Here is a 22,685-nt window from a genome sequence, read left to right on the forward strand (position 1 = left end):
GGCCGCGTGGGCAACCCGCCCGCGCGGCCGTCTTCGCTTCGAGAGCCGCCAGGACCGCCGCCTACGCGGAGGGCGGCACGGCGGAGGGCGGAGCGGCGGGGGCCACCGGGTCCGGGCCTCCGGCGTAGACGCCCTGGTACTGCGGCGGCAGCAGCGCGGCCACCCGGCGCATCATCGCGTCCACCAGCGCCTGGCGGGCGTCGGAGGCGCCGGCCACCTCCGGCTCCAGGTCCTCCATGCGGAAGGCGGGCCCGAAGGTCACGGTGACGTCGGCGGGGTAGAGCCGCTCGCCGCCCATGTCCGCGTCGTTGATGGGCATGAGCTTCTCCGTGCCCGTCAACGCCACCGGGACGATGGGCACGCCCGCGCGCTTGGCGATGAGGCCCACGCCCTTCTTCCCCTGGATCATGCCGCCGGAGCGGCTGCGGCCCCCCTCCGGGAAGATGAGGACGGACTGGCCACCCTTGAGCAGCTCCACGCAGCGGCGCAGCGCTTCGATGTCCGGCGAGTTGGGCGTGATGTCGATGGTGTCCATCGTCTCCGCCGCCAGCCGGGTCATCACGGTGCCGTGCAGCTTCACGCCGGCCAGGAAGACGACGCTCCGGGGACGGAGCGCCCGGTAGAGCGTGAAGCCGTCCGCGTTGGACAGGTGGTTGCAGATGAAGAGGCAGGGGCCGTCCGGCAGGTCCCGCAGGCCGTACACCTTCGCGTGGGACAGCCGTCCCCACACGGCGTGCATCAGCCCGCGCACGACGTACCGGCGCGGCCTCCGGGGGAGCAGCGACATCAGGGCGAAGAGAAGTCGAAGCACGGGCCGGCCCACGTCCTTTCTGGAATGCCCCTGAACCCCAGGGGGAGAGCGATGGCTGGACGTCCTCCCCGAAGATGTAGTCCTGCCCGGCGGGGTGGGTCAGCGGTCCTCCTGGAGCGCTGGTCTACCCGCTCGCCCTTCCGTCATCCAGCCAACGATGCGGCTGCCCCGGGCGCCGGAGGGAGGGGGCGCGGCCCGGGCGGAGCAGGCTCACACCGCCTCACACCCCGCGTGTTATGGGAGGCCCATGAGCGCTGAAGCCACGCCCTCCCGAACGAAGCGGCCCGTCGAGTACGAGGCCACCGTCCTCGACGTGCGGATGGAGACCCACGACACGGCGACGCTGCTGCTGGAGCTGGACGCGGGGGCCGGGCCGCTCGACTACAAGGCAGGCCAGTTCCTGAACATCGACCCGCACCAGTTCCGGGCGCTCGCGCAGCAGTGCGCGTACCTCCAGGAGCAGAAGGGGCGCAAGGAGGCGCCGCGCTCGTACTCGCTCGCCTCCGCGCCGCACGAGCGGCACGTGGCCATCACGGTGAAGGACGAGGAGTTCATCCCGGGCGTCACGCGCTACCCGCCGCTCCTGTCACCGCTCCTGGTGCACGGCCGCCTGGTGGGGGCGAAGCTGAAGGTGACGGGCTTCATGGGGCCCTACGTCCTGCCGGACGACGCAGCGGAGCGGGCGGACCACGTGCTGCACGTGGTGGCGGGCTCCGGCGCGGTGCCGAACTTCGCCATCGTGAAGGACGCGCTGCACCGGGGGCTGAAGCTGCGCCACACGTTCCTCGCGTCCAACAAGACCTGGGCGGACATCCTCTACCGCGAGGAGCTGGCCGCGCTGGAGCGGGCCGCGCCGGACCTCGTGCGGGTGGTGCACACGCTCACGCGCGAGACGGATGAGACGAAGTATGGCCCCCGGGTGCGCAAGGGCCGGGTCGCGGAGGCGCTGCTGCGCGAGTTGGTCCCGAGCCCCGACACCTGCCTCGTGTACGTGTGCGGGCCCGCCATCACCCCGTGGGACCGGCGCAAGGCCCTGGAGACGCGCACCCCCGCCACGCCGCGCTTCATGGAGGCGGTGCTGGGCCACCTGCACGAGCTGGGCATCCCGGACAAGCGCATCAAGCGCGAGGCCTACGGCTGACGGTCAGTGCGGGGTGACGTCCACGGGCGGGAGCTGGTCGAGGAACGTCAGCACGTGCTCGGCCGTCTCGCGCGGCTTCTCCATCGGGAACAGGTGCGAGGCGAGCGGCAGCGTGTCCACGCGCGCGCGCTTCATCTCCCGCTCCGCCCGCGCCAGCGCGTCCGGCAGCAGCGTGTCGGAGCGCTCGCCGCGCAGCACCAGCGTGGGCGTCACGTTGGCGCGGATGAGCGCCCAGGGGTCCGAGGGGAAGGTCTCGAAGATGCGGGCCTCCCACTCGCGCGGGAAGCGCAGGCGGAAGTCGCCCGCCTCCGTGGGCACCAGCCCGTGCGTGATGTAGTCGTTGAAGCAGTCCGCGTCCCAGTCCTTGAACAGCGTGCGCTGGCGGTACGCCGTGGCCGCCTCCTCGCGCGTCGCCCAGCGGTCCCTCCGCCGCAGCGCGCCGCGCACCATGGGCGCCCGGTCCATGCGGCCCAGGAGCTTCAGCAGGCGCAGCGCCCACAGCCGGGCCCCGGTGATGAGCACGGGGTCCAGGGCCACGACCGCGCGGAACAGCCCCGGGTTCGCGGCGGCCGCCATCAGCGTGCTCGTGCCGCCCACGCTGTGCCCCACGCCCAGCACGCCGGAGCGCCCCCGCGCCTTCAGCTCGCGCGCGAGGTCCTCACCCAGCTCCTTCCACGTCGTCAGCGCCTTCGGGTCCTGCTCCGGCGTCAGCGGCCGCGTGCGCAGCGACACCACGTGATAGCGCGTCGTGAGCCGAGCGAAGAGCTTCCGGTACGTCTCCGGAGGAAAACCGTTCGCGCAGGCGAAGTGCAGGAGCGGCCCGCTCCCACCCCAGTCATCCAGCTCCAAGGCCATGTCCCTCCCCATCACGACACCCCCACCGCGCCATGGCGGAGGGACTGCACCGCGCGTCCCGTTCACCTCCGGTGCCCTCGCGGCCACCGGCCGGCCCCACCCCGGGACGAGACTGCGTACCCCGACATTCAGACACCGCGAACGCCGTCCCGGGTCCTGCCGCCGGGCCCGACCCCTGGCATTGACGCCATCCTGCCCGGACCCTCTGACGTGCCCACGTCCTCCGACATGCGCTCCGGCATTTCCCCAGCGAACCCGGCCCCCTGGAGTGTCAGCCCGTGCGCAGCGCGCGGACGGCGGGCATGTAACGCCTGCCCGGCCGCCTCGCACGGCCAGGGCGGCGACCCTCCCGGCGCGGGAGGACGCGCGCCCCCCGCCCGTCAAGGTCACCTGCCCCACCCTACGGTCCAGGTAGGGACCGCCTGCGCTCAGGGCTCCGACGGCGAGCCGGGCGCCGCGTCCGGCCCGGGCTCCGCGCCCGACGCGAGCGCCGACCCCGGCGTGGGCGCCACGTCCGCGCCAGCCCCCGCGGCGCCCGCCGGCGTGATGCCCAGCAGCCGCGTCAGCCGGGGCTGCACGCCCGTCTCCGCCAGCAGCGCCTGGAGCTGCAGCCGCGCGCGCCGGTTGTCCCGGTGCACCCGCCGCCCGAGGATGAGCTCGTTCTTCAGCGAGTGCTCCCACCCGGTCAACTCCGTCACCGTCACCTGGTAGCCGAACGCCTCCAGCGTCAGCGCGCGGATGACGTTGGTCAGGTGCGAGCCGAACTCGCGCCGGTGCCACGGGTGCTGGAAGAGCAGCGCCATGGATCCGGCCGGCCTCGCCTTCTTCTCCTTCAGCTGCGCGGCCACCTCCGCCTGGCAGCACGGCACCACCGCCACGTGGTCCGCGCCGTGACGGATGGCCGCCACCAGCGCGTCGTCCGTGGCCGTGTCACACGCGTGCAGCGCCATCAGCAGGTGGATGCGCTCCGGATACTGGGCCGCGTCGATGTGCGCCGTCTGGAAGCGCATCCGGTCGAAGCGCAGCCGCTCGGCGCGGCCCCTCGCGCGCTCCGTCAGCTCCGGCCGCCCCTCGATGGACACCAGCTCGCCGCCCGCCGCGTCCTTGAGGAACAGCTCGTAGACGACGAAGCCCAGGTACGCGTTGCCGCTGCCCGCGTCCACCACCACGGGGTTCGCGTGGCGCGCCTGCACGTCCTCCATCGCGGGGCGGAGCAAGCCCACCAGGTGGTTCACCTGCTTGAGCTTGCGCAGCGCGTCCGCGTTGAGGTTCCCGTCGCGCGTGAGCAGGTGCAGCTCCCGCAGGAGCGCTGGGGACTGGTCCGGCAAGAGCTCCTTGCGGACCTGCGGCGCCTTGACGTTGCGCCTCAGACGGACACCACTTCGGTGACCTCCGGGATCATCTCCCGGAGCCGGCCCTCGATGCCCATCTTCAGCGTCGCCGTGGACGACGGGCAGCCCGCGCACGACCCCTTCATGTGCAGGTACACGATGCCGTCCTCGAAGCGGTCCAGCGTGATGTCGCCGCCGTCCTGCGCCACGGCCGGGCGGATCTCCTCGTCCAGGATGACCTGGATGCGCTGCTCCACCGTGCCGTCCGTGGCGGTGGCCTGCCGCGCTGCCTGGATGGCCGCCTCGTCCACCACCGGCAGGTTCTCCGACAGGTGCGTGTCCAGCGTGGACATCACGGAGTCGTTGAGCTCGTCCCACTCGCCCGACTCGCCCTTGGTCACCGTGACGAAGTTGGTGCCCAGCATCACCGCCGTGACGCCCGTGATGTCCATCAGCCTGAGCGCCAGCGGCGACTTCGCCTGCGCGTCGTCGCGGCTGGTGAAGTTCACCGCGCCCCCCGCCAGCAGCTTGCGGTCCACCACGTACTTCAGCGTGCTGGGGTTGGGGGTCCACTCGAGCTGGATGTTCACTGACATGCTGTTCTCCCTACGAAAGTCCGCTTCCTCTAAAGGGCGCCGGGCCCCATAGCAACCTGTCCGGCCGTCAGGCAAACGCCCCGCGCCGGCCATTCACTCCGGATGGAGCCCGGCCCGTCACCGATGTAAGACACGGGCCCTATGCCCTTCCCGCCGCGCCTCGCCCACCTCGCCACCAGGGCCGTCGTGGTGGCCAGGCTGGGGCCCACCTACGCCACCGCCCACCGGGTGGACGCCGAGGAGGCCTCCCAGCGCCTCTCCGCCGCCCTCAAGGGCCCCCTGCTGACCTCCCTCCTGGAGGCCACCTGGACGCAGATGCTCGGGCGCACGAAACGTCTCAAGGAGGAGGGCCTCCTGGAGAAGGTGGCCACCACCCTGGCCGAGCGGCCCCTGCGGCCGGGCAGGGTCGCGCCCCTGACGCCCGGGTGGAGCGCCTTCCTCATCCTGGTGGACCTGGAGGTGGGCACCGCCAGCGACGCCGCCCGCCGCGTCATGGAGTCGGACGAGGGCCGCAGGCGCGCCGCCGCGGGGCTGACGGAGGTCGCGGGCTTCCTCGCCCAGGAGCTGACGCGCGGGAAGTAGGGCGCCCGGCCAGCCGTGGCGGCGGCCGCCACCCGCCGTTATAGGCTGGCGCTGGCCACGCCCATGTCCGCCCCGCTCCCCACCACGCTGCGCCTGCTCACCTCCATCACCGACGTCCCCGCGTCGGCGTGGGACGCGCTCGTGGACCCGGAGTCGGTGCCGTTCCTGGAGTGGGGCTTCCTCGCGGCACTGGAGGAGAGCGGCAGCGTGGTCCCCGAGCGCGGCTGGCACCCGCGCCACCTCACCCTGTGGCGGGGCGCGCGCCTCATCGCCGCCGCGCCCGCGTACCTCAAGGACGACAGCCACGGCGAGTTCGTCTTCGACGCGGCCTGGGCCACCGCCGCCGAGCGCGCGGGCCTGCGCTACTACCCCAAGCTCGTCCTGGGCGTGCCCTTCACGCCCGCCACCGGCCGCCGCGTGCTGGTGGCCCCCGGCGAGGACGCCCCGTCCCGAGAGGCGGACCTCTACACCGCCGCGCTGGAGTACGCGCGCGCCCAGGGCCTCTCCAGCGTCCACGTCCTCTTCCCCACGCCGGCGGAGCTGCCGGTGCTGGAGGCGCAGGGCTACGCCTTGCGCCTGGGCGTGCAGTACCTGTGGCGGAACGCGGGCTACCGCACGTTCGACGACTTCCTCGCCCGCTTCCGCTCCAAGCGGCGGCACCAGCTCCAGCGCGAGCGGCGCGCGGTGGAGGCCCAGGGCATCACCCTGCGCACGCTCCGGGGCGACGCGCTGGAGGAGGTGGACCCGGCCTGGGCCCACCAGCTCTACGGGTCCACGGTGGACCGCTACCCGTGGGGCGTGCGCGCCCTGACCGAGGACTTCTTCGCCCGGCTGCTCGCCGGCTTCCGGCACCGCTGCGAGTTCGTGGAGGCCCGGCGGGAAGGCCGCAGGGTGGCCGGCGCGTTCAACTTCACCGGGCCGCGCGCGCTGTACGGCCGTTATTGGGGAGCGCTGGAGGACCATCCGTTCCTGCACTTCAACGTGTGCCTCTACCACCCCGTGGAGGACTGCATCGCCCGGGGCCGCGAGCGCTTCGAGCCCGGCGCGGGCGGCGAGCACAAGCTCACCCGGGGCTTCGAGCCGCACCTCACGTACAGTGCGCATCTGTTCCTCCACCCCGGCCTGGACCGGGCGGTGCGCGGCTTCCTGGCGCACGAGCGGGCAGCCATCGAGAGCGGCATGCCCCTGTGGTGGGCGGAGACGGGTTTCAAGGAGCGGGCCTGAGCAGCTTCAGGCAGGCCCGCCAACGGGATAGCGAAGCGAAGGCAAGGGAGTCCGCAAGCCCATGGCTCAGAAGCACCCACACGATGACGGCCAGGTCGTCACGGAGACCGTCCCCAAGCAGAAGCTGAAGAGGCCGACGCTCTACAAGGTCCTCCTGCACAACGACAACTACACCACGCGCGAGTTCGTCGTGGCCGTGCTCAAGGAGATCTTCCACAAGTCGGAGACGGATGCCGTGCAGATCATGATGCACGTTCATTACAACGGCATCGGAGTGGCGGGCGTTTATACCTACGACGTCGCCGAGACGAAGCTCAAGACAGTGGAGGCCGCCGCGCGGGACAACGGGTTCCCCCTGCGGCTGTCCATGGAACCCGAGGAAGGCTGAACCGTGGCAGGACCATCGATTGCCAAAGAATTGCAGGCCAGCTTCCGCACCGCGCTCGACGAGGCGCGGAAGATGCGTCACGAGTACCTGACGCTGGAGCACCTGCTCCTGGCCCTCACCCGTGAGTCGCGCACCCGAGAGGTGCTCAAGGGCTGCGGCGCGAACGTCAAGCGCCTGCAGGAGAACCTGACCGCCTTCCTGGAGGAGACGGTCGAGCGCCTGCCCGACGACGTGGACGCCGAGCCGCAGCAGACCATCGGCGTGGAGCGCGTGCTCCACCGCGCCGCCATGCACGCCCTCTCCGCGGAGCAGAAGTACATCGACGGCGGCGACGTGCTGGTCGCCATGTTCCGGGAGGAGGAGAGCCACGCCCTCTACCTCCTGCAGCAGGAGGGCGTCACCCGCCTGGACCTGCTCAACTTCATCTCCCACGGCATCAGCAAGGACGGCGAGTCCGAGGGCGAGCCGCGCGCCACGCCCGCCGGGGACGACGAGGACGGCGAGACGCAGAAGAAGAGCCCGCTGGAGGCCTACGCCGTCCAGCTCAACGACGAGGCCAGGGCGGGCCGCATCGACCCGCTCATCGGCCGCGACAAGGAGCTGGAGCGCACCATCCAGGTGCTCTGCCGCCGCCGCAAGAACAACCCGCTCTACGTGGGCGAGGCCGGCGTGGGCAAGACGGCCATCGCCGAGGGCCTGGCGCTCCACATCACGGAGGGCCGCGTGCCGGAGGCGCTGAAGGACGCGGTCGTCTACTCGCTGGACATGGGGGCGCTGCTCGCGGGCACCAAGTTCCGCGGCCAGTTCGAGGAGCGCCTCAAGGGCGTGCTCAAGGCGCTCCAGGAGCTGCCGGACGCCATCCTCTTCATCGACGAGATCCACACCATCGTCGGCGCGGGGGCCACGAGCGGCGGGTCCATGGACGCGTCCAACCTGCTCAAGCCCGCGCTGGCGTCCGGCCGGCTGCGCTGCATCGGCTCCACGACCTTCCAGGAGTTCAAGGCGTCCTTCGAGCGCGACCGCGCGCTGTCCCGCCGCTTCCAGAAGATTGAGGTGGACGAGCCCAGCGTGGAGGACACCGTCAAGGTGCTGGAGGGCCTGCGCAGCCGCTACGAGGAGCACCACCACGTGAAGTACGGCGAGGGCGCGCTCCAGGCGGCGGCGGAGCTGGCGGCCAAGCACATCAACGACCGCTTCCTGCCGGACAAGGCCATCGACGTCATCGACGAGGCCGGCGCGGCCGAGCGGCTCAAGCCGGAGGGCGTGCGCACGGGCGTCGTCAGCGCGCACGACGTGGAGCAGGTCGTCTCCAGGATGGCCAAGATTCCGGCCAAGAGCGTGTCCGCGAGCGAGGGCCTCCAGATCCAGAACCTGGACAAGGAGCTCAAGGGCGTCATCTACGGGCAGGACAAGGCCATCGAGGAGATGGTCAGCGCCATCAAGCTGTCGCGCTCCGGCCTGCGCGCGCCGGAGAAGCCCATCGGCAGCTTCCTCTTCTCCGGCCCCACGGGCGTGGGCAAGACGGAGCTGGCGAAGCAGCTGGCCCAGAGCCTGGGCGTGGAGTTCCTGCGCTTCGACATGAGCGAGTACTCGGAGAAGCACACGGTGAGCCGGCTCATCGGCGCGCCTCCGGGCTACGTGGGCTTCGACCAGGGCGGCCTGCTCACGGACGCCGTGCGCAAGCACCCGTACGCGGTGCTGGTGCTGGATGAGATCGAGAAGGCCCACCCGGACCTCTTCAACATCCTGCTCCAGGTGATGGACCACGCGACGCTCACGGACAACAACGGCCGCAAGGCGGACTTCCGCAACATCATCCTCATCCTGACCACCAACGCGGGGGCGCAGGAGATGAGCACCAAGGCCATGGGCTTCGGGGACCCCAGCGTGGTGGTGGACGGCTCGCGGGCGAAGAAGGCCATCGAGCGCACCTTCACGCCGGAGTTCCGCAACCGGCTGGACGGGTGGATCCTGTTCTCCGGCCTGCCCCCCGAGGTCATCCTCAAGGTCGTGGACAAGGAGGTGCGCCTGCTCCAGAAGGTGCTCGACGAGAAGAAGGTCAAGCTGGAGCTCACGCCCGCCGCCCGCGCGTGGCTGGCCGAGCACGGCTACGACCCGGCCTTCGGCGCGCGCCCCATGGCGCGGCTGGTGGACAACACCCTGAAGAAGCCGCTCGCGGAGGCGCTGCTGTTCGGCTCCCTCAAGAGCGGCGGCGTGGCCCGCTTCGACGTCGTGGACGACGCGGTGAAGCTCCAGGCGGAGGCCACCGAGGCCGTGCCGGCCTAGGGCGCCGCGACGTGAATCCCCCGAGGCCCCGGGCCCCCTTCACCTGGGGACTCGGGGCCTTCGCGTCTCCCTACTCCGGCTTGGACTCGACCTTGTACGCGCCCACGGCGCTGGAGAGCTGCTCGGAGATGATCTGAAGCGTGGTGGCCGCCTCGCCGGTGGACCCGATGCGGGCCACGGTGTCGTCCATCATCTTGGACAGGTCATTCACCGCCAGGGTGATCTGGTTGATGCCCACGTTCTGCTGGTTCACCGCGGCGGCGATCTGCCGGACGGCGGCGGCGTTGTCCTGGACGATGGAGGACAGCTCGCGCAGGTTCTGCCCGCTGTCGCGCACCTGCGCCAGCCCCGCCTCCATCCGCTCCGCGCCGCGCTCGGTGATGCGCACCGCGGCGGTGACGGAGCTGGCGATGTCGTCCAGCAGCTCCCGCACCCGAGTGGTCGCCTGGATGGACTGGTCCGCCAGGGCGCGGATCTCCCGCGCCACCACGCTGAAGCCCTTGCCGTGCTCGCCGGAGCGCACCGCCTCGATGGCCGCGTTGAGCGCGAGCATGTTGGACTGGTCCGCCAGGTCCTTCACCGTCTGGGTGATGCCGCCAATCTGGCGCGTGCGCTCGCCCAGCTCCAGGATCTTCTCCGCGATCTCCCCCACCTGCGCGCGGATGTCGTTGAGGCCCGCCATCGTCTGCTCGATGGAGGCCTCGCCCGCCCTGGCCAGGGTGTCCGCGCGCTCGGCGACGCTGAGCACGCTCTCCGCCTTCTGCGCGGCCAGCGTGGACGTCTGCTTGATCTCCTGCGCCGTCACCTGCGTCTCCTGGAGCGCGGCGGCCTGGCGGGAGATGGTCTGCGCCTGCTCGGTGGAGGACGCGTTGAGGTGGTCCGTGGACTGGGTGAGCGCGGTGGCGGCGTGCTGGAGGTTGACCGTCACCTCGCGCAGCTTGCGCACCATCTGCGAGAAGGAGTCGGACAGCCGCCCCACCTCGTCGTTGCCGCGCGCCTGGATGGGGCGGGTGAGGTCCCCGGACGCGACGATGTGGCCCGCCACGGACGTGAGCTCCGCCAGCGGCCGCACGATGCTCCGGCCGAACAGCGCCGCCAGCACCACGCCGCCCGCCTCCAGGAGGAGCGCGAACAGCAGCATGTTCCAGCGCAGCGCGCCCACCTTCGCGTCGATGAACTCGCGCGCCATGCCCACGTGCACGGTGCCCAGCCGCCCCTGCTCCGCCACGGCCGCGGCCACGTCCAGCGCGCGCAGCGTCCTGCCGCCGCGCTGGATGCTCACCTCCGGCACCACGCGCGTGCGGCCCCTGCCCACGCCCGGCTGCGCCTCGATGGCGGCCTTCAGGTTCTCCGGGAAGGCCCCCTGGAACGAGTGCACCAGCACGAAGCCCGTGGGGTCCTGGATGAAGATGTACGCCAGGTCCTCGCGCTCGCGGAACGTCTCCAGGAGCGGCTGGAGCGAGCCCATGCCCGCGGACACGCCCTGCTCCGCCGCGATGGCCAGGCTCAGCGCCACGGCCTCGCCCTCGCTGGCGTGGCGCTCCTCCAGGTTGGACTCCAGCTGGCGGGTGGCGATGAGGGTGAGCAGCAGGGCCACGGAGGCGCTGATGACCGCCGTGACCAGCACGAACTTCGGCGCGAGCCCGAGCCCGCGCAGGAAGGAGACGGGGGCGGAGGGCTTCAAGGGAACACTCCCGGGGTGACGTCCTCGGGCGGCCGACCGTCAGCCACCCGGCGCCAGGGACAACGCAGGCGGCCGCGGTTTGTTGGTGGGAACAGGCTCACCGCGCGCCCCCCTCCGGGCCGCGGGCGGGGCGGAACGACGGGCGCTGACAGCTCTGCAGGATGAGGTCCGCCACCAGCGACAGGGGCGTGCCCCCGTCCGTGGCCTTCAGCTCCACGGCGGCGCGCGGCATGCCGTAGACGACGCTGGACGCCTCGTCCTGCGCCAGGGTGACGCCCCCGGCCTGGCGGATGGCCAGGAGGCCCCGCGCGCCGTCCTCGCCCATGCCGGTGAGCACGCCGCCGCCGCTGCGCCGGCCGTACGCCATGGCCAGCGAGCTGAGCAGCACGTCGCCGTTGGGGCACGGCCCGCCGTGGCTGCGCTGGAGGCGCGCCATGCCCACGCTGTCCACCAGCAGGTCGTGCCCGTCCAGCGGGAAGTACACGCGGCCCGGCTCCAGCCGCTCGCCGTCGCGCGCCACGCCCACCTGGAGCTCGCACACCTGGGACAGCCAGCGCACCATGCCCTGCGTGAAGCCCACGGTGATGTGCTGCGCGACGAGCATGGGCACCGGCAGGTCGCGGGGCAGCTTGGACAGCACCTCCGCCAGCGCGGGCGGCCCGCCGGTGGAGGCGACGAGGCCGAACACGTCCACCCGCGCCCCGGTGGGCACGGGCGGCGGCGGCACGGCGCGCGGGCGGCGGGAGATGACCGGCACCTCCGCCATCAGGCACACGGAGTGGGCCAGCTCCCGGCCCCAGCGGCGCAGCTCCTCCGCGTTGGTGACGTTGGGCTTGCCGATGAGCTCCAGCGCCCCGGCGCTCATCGCCTGGAAGCCCAGGTCCACGCCGCGCTGCTCCGCCACCGCGCTCACCACCAGGATGCGCGCGGGCGCCTGGGACATGATGTGCGCGATGGCCGCCGGGCCGTCCAGGCCGGGCAGGAGCAGGTCCATGGTGATGACGTCCGGGCGCAGCAGGCGCGCCAGCTGCACGGCGCGGTTGCCGTCCGCCGCGCGGCCCACGACTTCGATGCGCGGCTCCTCCGTGAGGAGCGCGGTGAGGGTGTTGGCCATGGTGGGCGAGTCGTCCACCACGAGCACGCGGATGGGCTTCTTCGGGCTCACGCGCGGCTCCCCCGGCGGCTCATCACGTCCAGCACCTCCGCCAGCAGGCGGCCCGCGGCGCACTCGCGCTTGCTGAGGAAGCCGTCCGCCCCGGACGCCAGGCCCCGCTCACGCGCCACGGCCGTGTCGTGCGCGGAGACCAGGATGACGGGCAGCGTGCGCGTGTCCTTGCGCTCGCGCAGCCGGGCGATGAGCTCCGTGCCGTCCATCTCTTCCATGTCCAGGTCGCAGATGACGACGTCGTAGGTGTCCGCCTGCAGCCGCTCCAGCGCCCGCGCGCCGCTGGCCGCCAGGTGCACCTGGAAGCCGCCCGCCTCCAGCATCGCCCGGTGCAGCGCGCGCGCGGTGAGCGAGTCATCCACCACCAGCGCCCGCCGGCTCACCGCCGACACCGTCACCTTCTCCGAATCCGACACCACCCAGTCCGGCCGGAGGATGAGCAGCAGCTCACCGCGGCTGAGCGTCGCCGCGCCCTGCCAGGCCGCCACGTCGCGCACCTCCGATGGCAGCGGGCGGATGACCAGGTCCCGGTCCCCCACCACCGCGTCCACGCCCAGCGCCACGCGCTTGCCGCCGCTCTGCACGATGAGCAGCGGCTGCCCCTCCGCGGGCGGAGACGACGCGCGCAGGCCCAGCCGCGCGCCCAGGTCCACCACCGGCAAGAGCTGCCCCTGGTACTCCAGGTGCGCCCGGCGCCTGCCCACGCGCAGCGCGTCCGCGCGCGCCAGCTGCGTGGACTCCACCGCCAGCATGGGCAGGCCCACGAACTGCTCCAGCGCGCGCACCATCAGCAGCGGCGAGCTGCCCAGGTCCACGGGCAGGGTCAGCACGAAGCGCGTGCCCTGCCCGTGCGTGCTCGACACCTCGATGCGGCCCTGCAGCGACTCCACCGTGGCGCGCACCGCGTCCAGGCCCACGCCGCGCCCGGAGGTGTCCGTCACGTCCGAGCGCGTGCTGAAGCCCTCGCGGAAGATGAGCTCGCGCACCTGGTTGTCGTTGAGCCGCGCCGCCTCCTCCGCGGTGACGAGCCCCCGCTTCTCCGCGGACCTGCGCACCGCCTGCAGGTCGATGCCGCGCCCGTCGTCGCTCGCCTCCAGGTACAGGAGGTTGCCCTGCTGCTCCACGCGCAGCGTGAGCGCGCCCTCGTGGTGCTTGCCGGCCTTCTCGCGCTCGGCGGGCAGCTCCAGGCCGTGGTCCACGGCGTTGCGCAGGAGGTGCACGAGCGCGCCCTGGAGCTTCTCCAGCAGGCGCCGGTCCAGCGACACCTCCGCGCCCACCACCGACAGCCGCGCCTCCTTGCCCAGCTGGCGCGACAGGTCGCGCACCATGCGCTGCAGCGGGTCCAGGATGGTGCGCGTGGGGCGCGTGGTGATGGCCTTGAGGCCCTCCTCCAGCGCGTCCACGATGTCGCTCGTCTCCTCGCCATCCGTGCGCAGGGCGCGGCCCGTGCCGGACAGGAGCGTGCGCGCCTCCGCCGTCTCCGCCAGCAGGCCCTGCTTCGCGAGCAGCGCGGACACCCGCTCCAGCTCCCGGCTGCGCTCCTCCACCCGCAGGCGCACCTCGCGCAGGCGCTCCACCTCGCGCATCAGCGACGTCACCTGGCCCGCGCTCACCCGCCACCCGGCGTCGGCGGACTCCGCCGCGGGCTCCAGCGCGGCCGGCGCGTCGAGCGGGGCCCCGGCGGCGGGCGCCGGCGGGGCCGCGGAGGGGGGCACGTGCGCGAAGGCGCCCCCTGGCAGCGCGGCGGCCTCCTCCGGCGGCGGCGCGGCGGAGACCAGCTGGGCCAGCGCGGCGGCGGGGTCCGGCAGGTCGTCCCCGCGCCCGTCCGCGTGCGCCTGCGCGCGCAGCATGAAGAGGTCCAGCCCGTGCAGCAGCACGTCCACCACCGGGCGCGGCATCTTCTGCGGGTGCGCCTTGAGCGGCGCCAGCGCGTCCTCCAGCCGGTGGGCGATGTCGCCCAGGTCCTGGAGGCCCAGCGACGCGGCGCTGCCCTTCAGCGTGTGCAGGTGCCGGCCCAGCCGCGTGTAGATCTTCGCGAGCGCGTCGTGCTCCAGCCCCTCGCGCTCCAGCTCCAGCAGGTCCATGGTGACCTTCTGGATGACCTCCTGGGCCTCCACGGCGAAGCCCGCCACCAGCGGCTGCAGCATCGGATCAACGGGCATGGCGCGCTCCCCCGTCGGTCCGGCCGAACAGGCGCTTCGGGTCGATGAGGTGGATGAGCTGCCGGTCCTGGGTGAAGACCTCCACCACCGGCCCCTCCGCCCGGGCGCGCGCGGCCTCCACGGACGCGAGCGGCAGCGTGGTGGGGCGCGGAATCGCCTCGCAGTCCAGCGCGCACAGCTCGCCGTCGCCCCGGTCCACCACCAGCAGCACCGCCGGGTCCTGCCGCCACCCGTGGCCCCCCAGGAGCGACGCCAGGCTCAGCGCGGACAGCACCTGGCCCTGGAAGCGCAGCACGCCGATGACGGCGGGCGCGGACAGCGGCACCGGCGTCACCATGCGCAAGGGCAGCGCGGCGCGCAGCGACTCCAGGGGCAGCGCGTAGCGCTCCTCGCCCAGCGGGAACTCGGCGATCCAGTGGACCGCCTCCTCCACCGCAGACTCGCCCTGCTCGCGCAGGCGCGCGGCCCGGCGCGCCAGCAGCTCCCGCGTCTCCGTCTCCAGGGCCTCGTCCACCACCAGCGGCTTCATTCCAGCGCCCCCAGATTCAGGTAGGCGTCAGCGGACGCCAGGTAGAAGCGCGCGGGCAGCGCCTCCGGTCCATCCACCAGCGCGTCCGGCGGCAGCTGCCCCGCCCGCGTGCGCAGGGCGCGCATCAGCGGGAAGGCCGCGTCCCGGGCCCCGGCGCGCTCGCGCAGGAGCGCCAGCTCCAGCAGGCCCGGCAGGTAGTCCGGCGCCTGCTTCACGAGCAGCTCCAGCACCGCCGTCGCCCCGGCCACGTTGCCCTCTTCAATCCGCTCCAGCGCCTGCAGGTGCAGCCGCGCGGGCGAGGGCGGCGGGGACGGCGGCGGCGGAGGCGAGAGCGGCGGGGGCGAGGACAGCCGCCGGGGCGCGGGCGTCAGGCGGGACGCGGGCGCGGGCGGCGCCGCGGGCAGCTGCGCGAAGGGGCGCTCCTCCGGGCGGGGCTTGCGGAAGGCCTGCAGCTCCGGAGGCCCCTCGCGCGTGAGCCCCGGCGGCGCGCGGTCCACCTCCACCGTGCCCAGGAACAGCAGGCCCCCCGGCGCCAGGGCCCGCGCCAGGTGGGCCACGGCCGCGTCGCGCGCGGACGGGGAGAAGTACGTGAGCACGTTGCGGCAGAAGATGAAGTCGAACTGCCCGAAGCGCTCCGGCAGGGGCGCCAGCAGGTTCGCCGGCGCGAAGCGCGTCACCTTGCGGACCTCCGGGAGGATGGACACCTGCCGCCCGTTGTGGAGCTCGTAGACGGGGTGCAGCGCGGGGGCGGACTCGCGCCGGGACCAGGCGCCGTAGGTGCCGCGCCGCGCGGCCTCCAGGCTGGCCTCGTGCAGGTCCGTGCCCACCACCTCCACCGGCATCCCCGCGGGCGCGCACGCCAGGAGGCACGCGGCCAGCGAGTAGGCCTCCTCGCCGGTGGCGCACCCGGCGCTCCAGCCGCGCAGGTGCATGGCGCCGTGGCGCAGCGCGGCCGGGATGCCCTCCTGCGCGACGTAGCGGAAGTGCTCCGGCTGGCGGAAGAAGTACGTCTCCCCCACCAGGACCGCGCGCACCAGCGTGTAGGCCAGCGGCGAGCCCAGCTGCTGCAGCTCGCTCAGGACCTCCGCGGGCACGCGCCCCCGGGCCAGCTCCGCGCGCAGCACGCGCTCCACCGCCTCCTGGGCGATGGCGTCGTCCCGGAAGCCGGTGGTGTCCGCCACCACCTCCCGGGCACGGGCCAGAAGCCTCGGGTCGAGCCCCGCACTCATGCGCTCCGCTCTTCCTCCACCGGCGCGAGCAGCGCGGGCAGGTCGCGCAGGAGCCCCCGCGCGATGAACACCCTCGGATCCAGGATGGGCAGCGCGCGGCCGCCCGTGCGCAGCATGCCCACGAGCCCTTCCTGCAGCAGGCCGTGCTCGGCGCCGCCCACCTTCTCGCGCCGGTCGATGTCGCTCGCCTGGAACTCCTCCGGGTCCTTCACCGTGTCCACGGTGAGCGCCAGCGACACGCCCTCCGCCTCGATGACCACCAGCATCCGCTCCGCGATGGGCACCTTGTGCTTCACGCCCAGCCGCAGCGCCACGTCCAGCACGCACACCGCCTGGCCGCGCAGCTCCACGTACTCGCGCAGGTACGACGGCCCGGCGGGCAGGGGCCGCGTCAGCGGCTGGAGCAGGACCTCCTTCACGGAGTCCAGCGGCACGGCGAACTCGCGCTCGCCCACGGAGAGCCGCAGCACCAGCAGGGCCCCGGTCCGCGAGCGCCGGCGCGCGTTCTCCAGCGCCTCGCCCACGCGGGCCAGCAGCTCGTCCGCGCGGAAGGGCTTGGCCAGGAACGCCTCCGCGCCCAGCCCCAGGCACGCCTCCGCGCGCTGCTTCTCCGAGGAGATGATGATGACCGGGATGTCCGCCGTGCCCGCGTCCGCCTTCATCCGCTGGAGGACCTCGTCCCCGTCCATCTCCGGCATGGACAGGTCCAGCAGCACCGCCGCCGGGTGCAGCCGCCCCACCTTGTCCAGCGCCTCGCGGCCGTTGCTCGCCGTGTGGATGGTGTAGTGATTGGAGAGGATGGCCCGCTCCAGCGCCAGGATGGCGTCGCTGTCATCCACCAGCAGCAGGGTCGGCAGGCTCACGTTCTTCAGGTCCCGTTCAGGAACTGACGCACCGTCTTGGTCAGCTCGTCGTGCGACACCGGTTTCTGGATGAAGGCGTTGGCCCCCGCCGCCGAGCCGCGCTGGCGCAGGTCCTCGCCCTTCTCCGCCGTCAGCAGGATGACCGGCACCTTCTGCACCTGCGCCTGGGCGCTCGCGCGGACCTCCTTCACGAAGGTGATGCCATCCATGTTCGGCATGTTGATGTCGGCGATCACCACGCTCACCGGCACCAGCCGCAACAGCTGCAGCGCGCGCTGTGCGTCCTCCGCCTCCACGATGCTGACCCTGAGGTTCATCAGGTAGATCTTGAGGATGTTGCGGACGGTCGGGCTGTCGTCCACCAGCAAGACGTTGGTGCTCACTGTGCCACGGCTCCTCGCGCAGGCTCCGCAGCGTGCGGGAAGTGCCTGCGCTGCATGGGGGATCCTACCGTGAGCGCTCCGACGGGCGGAAGCGGGGGGCTCCCGTCCGCCGGGGAGCCTGGCAGGCGGATGACTGGACTTCCTGAGAAGGTCGGAGGACCTCAGCCGTCCTTCGGCGTGGGGGTCGCGGGGACCCCTTCAGGCGCCTCCACGGTCTCCACGGGGGGCGCGCCCACCGCGTGGTAGCCGCCGTCCACGTGAATCATCTCGCCCGTGGTGGAGGACAGCCAATCGGACAGGAGTGCACAGGCCGTCTTCGCCACGTGGTCGTGGCTGTCCTTGTCGCTCCAGCCCAGCGGCGCCTGCTTCCCCCAGTACTGCGCCAGGGCCTTGAAGCCCGGGATGCCCTTGGCCGCCACGGTGGCCAGGGGCCCCGCCGCGAGCGCGTTCACCCGGATGCCCTTGGGCCCCAGGTCGCGCGCCAGGTAGCGCACCGTGGCCTCCATGGCCGCCTTGCACACCCCCATCCAGTCGTAGATGGGCCACGCCTGCCGGTTGTCGAAGTCCAGCGCCACGATGGAGCCCCCCTGCGTCATCAGCGGCGCGCACGCCACCGCCAGCTCCTTCACGGAGAAGGCGGAGATGCGGAACGCGGTCTGCGCGCTCTCCCACGGCGTGTTGAGGAAGTTGCCGCCCAGCGCGTCCTCCGGCGCGAACGCGATGGCGTGCAGCACGCCGTCCACGCGGCCCCATTTCTGGCGCAGCGCCTCCGTCAGCGCCGGAAAGTGCGCCGGGTTCGTCACGTCCAGCTCCAGCACCTCCGTGCCGGGCTTGAGCCGCTTCGCGCTGCGCTCGGTGAGGGACTTCGCCCGGCCAAACCCGGTGAGGATGACCTCCGCGCCCTGCGCGATCGCGTGCTCCGCGACGCCAAAGGCCAACGACTGCGGGGTGAGCACACCGGTGATGAGGAGCTTCTTGCCCTGGAGGAGCATGTCGGTACGTTCCGGAGAGAGGAAAAGAGGGGGCGTGTGCTTACCACTCCTGAACGGCCGTGGGGGCCCCGGTCCCCAGGTCCCGTTCGCCTCCAGATGTACGTCCGTTCAGCATGCCAGGGCCCCCGGCGCGTCCTTTGAGCCCCTCCCAGCCCGAGGGAATCCGGCGCTCGGTGAAGCTGCGCTCACGCGGTGCATGACTCCATCTGCTCCCCCGGGTGACGCCGGGCAGCCGGCCATGACGCGGTTCAACAAACTGAGGCGAAAACCCCCCAACGCAGCGCCCATCCAGTAAAAGACCCTCCGCCATGGCGAATTTCCAGGACAGTTTCCTCTCGGGTGGAAACATCGACTTCATCGAGGGGCTCTACGCGCGCTTCCTCGAGAATCCGGGCAGCGTGGACGCGAGCTGGCGCGAGGTGTTCGAGCGCAACAACGGCGCGGGCCGCCCCATCTTCAACACGAAGCTGCTGGAGGCTCCGACACCCGCCGCACCGGAGGGGAAGGAGGCCAAGGGCAAGGGCAAGGCGAACGGCGCCGCCGCGCCGGCCGTCGCCGCCGCGCCGCAGGCCCCGGCCGCTCCGGCGCAGGACATCGCGCTGCAGTCGAAGGTGGATCAGGCCATCACCGCCTTCCGCCTGCGCGGTCACCTGCGCGCGGCGCTGGATCCGCTGGAGCGCCCGCGGCCGCCGCTGGCCCACGTGGCGGACGTGGCGCTGATGGACGAGAACCACTTCTCCGCGAAGGAGCTGGAGCAGGCGGTCGAGTGCAACAACGTCTTCCCGCAGCAGCGCGTGCGGCTCTCCGAGCTGGTCACCCGGCTGCGCCGCACGTACTCCAGCCACATCGGCGTGGAGTTCATGCAGATGCTCGACAGCGAGCGGCGCCGCTGGCTCATGCGGCGCATGGAGCACAGCGAGAACCGCACGCCGTTCTCCGTGGAGGACCAGCGGCACATCCTCACCAAGCTCTCCTACGCGGAGGGCTTCGAGCACTTCCTGCACACGAAGTACGTGGGCGCCAAGCGCTTCAGCCTGGACGGCGGCGAGGCGCTCATCCCCATGCTGGACGCGCTGCTGGAGGTGGGCGGCGACATGGGCCTGAAGGAGCTGGTCATCGGCATGGCCCACCGCGGCCGCCTCAACGTGCTGACCAACATCCTGGGCAAGAAGCCGGATCAGATCTTCAGCGAGTTCGACGGCCCCAAGGACCCCAAGGCGTACCTGGGCCGCGGCGACGTGAAGTACCACATGGGCTTCTCGTCGGACCACGCCACGCGCTCCGGCAAGAACGTGCACCTGTCGCTGGCGTTCAACCCCAGCCACCTGGAGTGCGTGGGCCCCGTGGTGGAGGGCCGCGTGCGCGCCAAGCAGGACCGCGGCGGGGACACCGAGCGCATCGGCGTGATGCCGCTGCTCATCCACGGCGACGCGGCCTTCATCGGCCAGGGCATCACGTCGGAGACGCTGAACTTCTCCGGCCTCAAGGGCTACACCACGGGCGGCACGGTCCACATCGTCATCAACAACCAGGTGGGCTTCACCACCGACCCGTCCGACTCGCGCACCAGCATCTACTCCACCGCCATCGCGCAGATGCTGGACATCCCGGTGTTCCACGTGAACGGGGATGACCCGGAGGCGTGCGTGCACGCGGCGCGGCTGGCGGCCGAGTACCGCCAGACGTTCAAGAGCGACGTGGTCATCGACCTCATCTGCTATCGCCGCTACGGCCACAACGAGGGCGACGACCCGTCCTTCACCCAGCCGGCGATGTACGACCTCATCCGCAAGCACCCGCCCGTGCGCGCGCTGTACGCGAAGGCGCTGGCGGAGGCGGGCCGCGTGAGCCTGGAGGAGTCGGAGGCGCTCAAGCAGCGCTGCTTCCAGGACTTCGACGCGGCGCTCACCCGCGCCCGCCAGGAGAGCCAGTTCCGCGAGCCCACCGCGCTGGAGGGCCTGTGGAAGCCCTACAAGGGCGGCCTCCTGAAGAACGCGCCCCAGGTGTCCACGGCGGTGGCCAAGCCCACCCTGCGCGACGCGCTCCAGAAGCTGGCCACGGCGCCGGCGGGCTTCAACGTCCACCGCGACGTGGAGCGCACGGTGCTCAAGAAGCGCCAGGGCATGCTGGAGAGCGAGGAGCTCCAGTGGAGCGAGGGCGAGTCGCTGGCGTACGCGACGCTCCTGTCGGAGGGCTACGGCATCCGCCTGTCCGGCCAGGACAGCGAGCGCGGCACCTTCAGCCACCGCCACTCGGTGCTGCACGACGTGCAGACGGGCGAGGAGTACGTGCCCCTGCGCCAGTTCGCCTCCGGCAAGGCGACCTTCAACGTCTACAACAGCCCGCTGTCGGAGATGGGCGTGCTGGGCTTCGACTACGGCTACAGCCTGGACGTGCCGGACGGCCTCACCCTGTGGGAGGCGCAGTTCGGTGACTTCGCCAACGGCGCGCAGATCATCATCGACCAGTTCATCGCCGCGGCGGAGAGCAAGTGGCGGCGGCTGAGCGGCATCACGCTGCTGTTGCCGCACGGCTACGAAGGCCAGGGCCCGGAGCACTCCAGCGCGCGCCTGGAGCGCTTCCTGGACCTGTGCGCCGAGGACAACCTCCAGGTCTGCTACCCCACCACGCCCGCGCAGATCTTCCACCTCCTGCGCCGCCAGGTGCTGCGCCCCGTGCGCAAGCCGCTCATCATCATGTCGCCCAAGAGCCTGCTGCGCCGTCCGGAGGCCACCAGCCGCCTGGACGAGCTGGCCACGGGCGCGTTCCAGGAGGTCATCCTGGATGCGAAGGCGGACGCCGCGAAGGTGAAGCGGCTGCTGCTGTGCAGCGGCAAGGTGTACTACGACCTGGCCAAGGCCCGGGACGAGCGCAAGGACGACACCCTCGCCATCGTGCGCGTGGAGCAGCTCTACCCGTTCCCGCAGGACGAGCTGTCGAAGCTGGTGGCGAAGCTGCCGGCGCTCCAGGAGCTGTACTGGGTGCAGGAGGAGCCGCGCAACGCGGGCGGCTGGCACTACATGTTCCCCCTCCTGCACGACCTCGTCTCCGGCCGTTCCCAGCAGCAGACGGTGAAGCTGGGCTACATCGGGCGCGCCGAGGCCGCCAGCCCCGCCACCGGTTTCACGAAGACGCACGATTACGAGCAGCAGCTCATCATCGAAGAAGCCATCCTCCGAGGACCCCAGAATGGCCGTTGAACTGAAAGTCCCTCCGCTCGGCGAATCCATCACCGAGGCCGTCGTCGGCAAGTGGAACAAGAAGCAGGGTGAGTCCGTCGCCGCGGACGAGCCGCTCGTCGTGCTGGAGACCGACAAGGTCACCATCGACGTGCCGGCCCCCGCCGCCGGCAGCATCGCGTCCATCGCCTTCAAGGAGGGCGACAAGGTCCGCGTGGGTGACGTGCTGGGCACCATCGAGGCCGGTGCCGGCGCGGGCGCCCCCGCCGTGGCCGCCGCCACGCCCGCGCCCGCCCAGGCCGCGGCGCCGGTGGCCGCCGCGCCGGCCGGAGGCGACACGCGCATCACCCCCACCGCGAAGAAGATGGCGGAGGAGAACCGGGTGGACGTGGGCCAGCTCAAGGGCTCCGGCGCCGGCGGCCGCATCATGAAGGAGGACGTGCAGGGTCAGCTCAACCGCCCCGCCGCCGCGCCGTCCGCGCCCCCGGCCCCGGCCGCGCCGTCCGGCCCCCGCCCCAACGCCGCGCGCGAGGAGCGCGTGCGCATGACGCCGCTGCGCAAGCGCGTGGCCGAGCGCCTCATCCAGGCGCAGTCCACCGCCGCCATGCTCACCACCTTCAACGAGGTGGACATGGGCGAGGTGATGGCGCTGCGCAAGAAGTACAACGACAAGTTCCAGGCGAAGCACGGGGTGAAGCTCGGGTTCATGAGCTTCTTCATCCGCGCGTCCGTGGAGGCCCTCAAGGCGTTCCCGCAGATCAACGCGGAGATCGACGGCGAGGACGTCATCTTCAAGCACTACTACGACATCGGCGTGGCCGTGAGCGGCAGCCGCGGCCTGGTGGTGCCGGTGGTGCGCGACGCGGACAAGCTGTCGCTCGCGGACCTGGAGAAGACGGTCGGTGACTACGGCGGCCGCGCGCGCAACGACAAGCTCACGATGGCGGACCTCACCGGCGGCACGTTCACCATCACCAACGGCGGCATCTTCGGCTCCATGCTGTCCACGCCCATCCTGAACCCGCCGCAGACGGGCATCCTGGGCATGCACAACATCGTGGAGCGCCCCGTGGCCCGCGACGGCCAGGTGGTCATCCGGCCCATCATGTACATCGCCCTCACGTACGACCACCGCCTGGTGGACGGCCGGGAAGCGGTGCAGTTCCTCGTGCGCGTGAAGGAGTGCATCGAGGACCCGGAGCGCCTGCTGCTCGACATCTGACGGGCGCCCCCGCCCTCGCGGGGAATGCAAGACGGGCAATTCCGGTGGGCCGGCTGGACTTCC

19 protein-coding genes are annotated in these 22,685 nt (G+C 72.1%); 7 read left to right on the top strand and 12 right to left on the bottom strand.

The annotated features are described in order from the left end of the window. Positions 1–61: 61 nt before the first annotated feature. Positions 62–811, bottom strand: coding sequence for a lysophospholipid acyltransferase family protein (locus tag U8525_RS07125; protein WP_374262855.1), 750 nt, complete (start codon positions 809–811; stop codon positions 62–64). Between the two features lie 247 nt (positions 812–1,058). Here U8525_RS07125 and U8525_RS07130 point away from each other — a divergent pair, with 247 nt between their 5' ends. After that, positions 1,059–1,952 carry an oxidoreductase gene (locus U8525_RS07130; RefSeq protein WP_374262857.1) on the top strand — a complete coding sequence of 298 codons (894 nt, stop codon included), beginning with the start codon at positions 1,059–1,061 and terminating at the stop codon, positions 1,950–1,952. 3 nt (positions 1,953–1,955) lie between these two features. On the opposite strand, the gene U8525_RS07135 is transcribed toward U8525_RS07130, so the two are convergent. The 3 genes from U8525_RS07135 to U8525_RS07145 all read right to left on the bottom strand — a co-directional run bounded on the left by U8525_RS07135 (position 1,956) and on the right by U8525_RS07145 (position 4,734). Further along, positions 1,956–2,807 (bottom strand): alpha/beta fold hydrolase, encoded by an 852-nt coding sequence (locus U8525_RS07135; RefSeq protein ID WP_374262859.1) that lies wholly within the window; start codon positions 2,805–2,807, stop codon positions 1,956–1,958. 428 nt (positions 2,808–3,235) lie between these two features. Beyond that, positions 3,236–4,009, bottom strand: coding sequence for an SAM-dependent methyltransferase (locus U8525_RS07140; protein WP_374263051.1), 774 nt, complete (start codon positions 4,007–4,009; stop codon positions 3,236–3,238). Positions 4,010–4,173: 164 nt separating this feature from the next. Further along, positions 4,174–4,734 carry a NifU family protein gene (locus tag U8525_RS07145; protein ID WP_374262862.1) on the bottom strand — a complete coding sequence of 187 codons (561 nt, stop codon included), beginning with the start codon at positions 4,732–4,734 and terminating at the stop codon, positions 4,174–4,176. Between the two features lie 141 nt (positions 4,735–4,875). On the opposite strand from U8525_RS07145, the gene U8525_RS07150 reads away from it, so the two are divergent. The 4 genes from U8525_RS07150 to clpA all read left to right on the top strand — a co-directional run bounded on the left by U8525_RS07150 (position 4,876) and on the right by clpA (position 9,214). Further along, positions 4,876–5,316, top strand: a complete 441-nt coding sequence (locus tag U8525_RS07150; protein WP_374262864.1) for a hypothetical protein — start codon at positions 4,876–4,878, stop codon at positions 5,314–5,316. A gap of 63 nt (positions 5,317–5,379) precedes the next feature. Continuing rightward, the gene (locus tag U8525_RS07155; protein WP_374262867.1) at positions 5,380–6,540 is read left to right on the top strand and encodes a GNAT family N-acetyltransferase; all 1,161 of its coding nucleotides are present in this window, start codon (positions 5,380–5,382) and stop codon (positions 6,538–6,540) included. A gap of 61 nt (positions 6,541–6,601) precedes the next feature. Continuing rightward, positions 6,602–6,928 carry an ATP-dependent Clp protease adaptor ClpS gene (locus U8525_RS07160; RefSeq protein WP_223637437.1) on the top strand — a complete coding sequence of 109 codons (327 nt, stop codon included), beginning with the start codon at positions 6,602–6,604 and terminating at the stop codon, positions 6,926–6,928. Between the two features lie 3 nt (positions 6,929–6,931). Next, positions 6,932–9,214 carry an ATP-dependent Clp protease ATP-binding subunit ClpA gene (clpA, locus tag U8525_RS07165; RefSeq protein WP_374262870.1) on the top strand — a complete coding sequence of 761 codons (2,283 nt, stop codon included), beginning with the start codon at positions 6,932–6,934 and terminating at the stop codon, positions 9,212–9,214. 70 nt (positions 9,215–9,284) lie between these two features. Here the strand turns inward: clpA and U8525_RS07170 are convergent, their stop codons facing one another. From U8525_RS07170 to fabI, 8 genes are all read right to left on the bottom strand, one after another. After that, positions 9,285–10,898, bottom strand: a complete 1,614-nt coding sequence (locus U8525_RS07170) for a methyl-accepting chemotaxis protein (protein WP_374262873.1) — start codon at positions 10,896–10,898, stop codon at positions 9,285–9,287. A 97-nt stretch (positions 10,899–10,995) separates the two neighbouring features. Further along, a complete protein-coding gene (locus U8525_RS07175) occupies positions 10,996–12,063 on the bottom strand; it encodes a chemotaxis protein CheB (RefSeq protein ID WP_374262876.1) in 1,068 nt (355 codons plus the stop codon). Continuing rightward, on the bottom strand, positions 12,060–14,225 hold the full coding sequence (locus U8525_RS07180; protein ID WP_374262879.1) for a response regulator: 2,166 nt from the start codon (positions 14,223–14,225) through the stop codon (positions 12,060–12,062). The genes U8525_RS07175 and U8525_RS07180 overlap by 4 nt, the downstream gene beginning before the upstream one ends. Continuing rightward, a complete protein-coding gene (locus tag U8525_RS07185) occupies positions 14,215–14,754 on the bottom strand; it encodes a chemotaxis protein CheW (RefSeq protein ID WP_374262881.1) in 540 nt (179 codons plus the stop codon). Before U8525_RS07185 ends, U8525_RS07180 begins: the two co-directional genes overlap by 11 nt. Further along, positions 14,751–15,983 (bottom strand): protein-glutamate O-methyltransferase CheR, encoded by a 1,233-nt coding sequence (locus U8525_RS07190; protein WP_374262884.1) that lies wholly within the window; start codon positions 15,981–15,983, stop codon positions 14,751–14,753. The genes U8525_RS07185 and U8525_RS07190 overlap by 4 nt, the downstream gene beginning before the upstream one ends. Beyond that, positions 15,980–16,846: a response regulator gene (locus tag U8525_RS07195; RefSeq protein ID WP_374262886.1), complete on the bottom strand. Its 867-nt coding sequence runs from the start codon at positions 16,844–16,846 to the stop codon at positions 15,980–15,982. Before U8525_RS07195 ends, U8525_RS07190 begins: the two co-directional genes overlap by 4 nt. Positions 16,847–16,851: 5 nt before the next feature. Continuing rightward, positions 16,852–17,229, bottom strand: coding sequence for a response regulator (locus U8525_RS07200; protein WP_374262888.1), 378 nt, complete (start codon positions 17,227–17,229; stop codon positions 16,852–16,854). Between the two features lie 161 nt (positions 17,230–17,390). Continuing rightward, positions 17,391–18,221 carry an enoyl-ACP reductase FabI gene (fabI, locus tag U8525_RS07205; protein ID WP_374262891.1) on the bottom strand — a complete coding sequence of 277 codons (831 nt, stop codon included), beginning with the start codon at positions 18,219–18,221 and terminating at the stop codon, positions 17,391–17,393. A gap of 308 nt (positions 18,222–18,529) precedes the next feature. On the opposite strand from fabI, the gene U8525_RS07210 reads away from it, so the two are divergent. After that, a complete protein-coding gene (locus U8525_RS07210; protein WP_374262894.1) occupies positions 18,530–21,421 on the top strand; it encodes a 2-oxoglutarate dehydrogenase E1 component in 2,892 nt (963 codons plus the stop codon). Then, positions 21,411–22,622: a 2-oxoglutarate dehydrogenase complex dihydrolipoyllysine-residue succinyltransferase gene (odhB, locus tag U8525_RS07215; protein ID WP_374262896.1), complete on the top strand. Its 1,212-nt coding sequence runs from the start codon at positions 21,411–21,413 to the stop codon at positions 22,620–22,622. The genes U8525_RS07210 and odhB overlap by 11 nt, the downstream gene beginning before the upstream one ends. Positions 22,623–22,685 lie beyond the last annotated feature (63 nt).

Source organism: Corallococcus sp. RDP092CA (assembly GCF_041903675.1).
Lineage (GTDB): Bacteria > Myxococcota > Myxococcia > Myxococcales > Myxococcaceae > Corallococcus.

Bases quoted from the DNA above. Each gene is read 5' to 3' on its own strand.
- U8525_RS07150 (WP_374262864.1), top strand. From the start codon at position 4,876: ATGCCCTTCCCGCCGCGCCTCGCCCACCTCGCCACCAGGGCCGTCGTG.
- U8525_RS07155 (WP_374262867.1), top strand. From the start codon at position 5,380: ATGTCCGCCCCGCTCCCCACCACGCTGCGCCTGCTCACCTCCATCACC.
- fabI (WP_374262891.1), bottom strand. From the start codon at position 18,221: ATGCTCCTCCAGGGCAAGAAGCTCCTCATCACCGGTGTGCTCACCCCG.
- U8525_RS07210 (WP_374262894.1), top strand. From the start codon at position 18,530: ATGGCGAATTTCCAGGACAGTTTCCTCTCGGGTGGAAACATCGACTTC.
- U8525_RS07185 (WP_374262881.1), bottom strand. From the start codon at position 14,754: ATGAAGCCGCTGGTGGTGGACGAGGCCCTGGAGACGGAGACGCGGGAG.
- U8525_RS07140 (WP_374263051.1), bottom strand. From the start codon at position 4,009: ATGGAGGACGTGCAGGCGCGCCACGCGAACCCCGTGGTGGTGGACGCG.
- U8525_RS07135 (WP_374262859.1), bottom strand. From the start codon at position 2,807: ATGGCCTTGGAGCTGGATGACTGGGGTGGGAGCGGGCCGCTCCTGCAC.
- U8525_RS07190 (WP_374262884.1), bottom strand. From the start codon at position 15,983: ATGAGTGCGGGGCTCGACCCGAGGCTTCTGGCCCGTGCCCGGGAGGTG.
- odhB (WP_374262896.1), top strand. From the start codon at position 21,411: ATGGCCGTTGAACTGAAAGTCCCTCCGCTCGGCGAATCCATCACCGAG.
- U8525_RS07130 (WP_374262857.1), top strand. From the start codon at position 1,059: ATGAGCGCTGAAGCCACGCCCTCCCGAACGAAGCGGCCCGTCGAGTAC.
- U8525_RS07160 (WP_223637437.1), top strand. From the start codon at position 6,602: ATGGCTCAGAAGCACCCACACGATGACGGCCAGGTCGTCACGGAGACC.
- U8525_RS07145 (WP_374262862.1), bottom strand. From the start codon at position 4,734: ATGTCAGTGAACATCCAGCTCGAGTGGACCCCCAACCCCAGCACGCTG.
- U8525_RS07180 (WP_374262879.1), bottom strand. From the start codon at position 14,225: ATGCCCGTTGATCCGATGCTGCAGCCGCTGGTGGCGGGCTTCGCCGTG.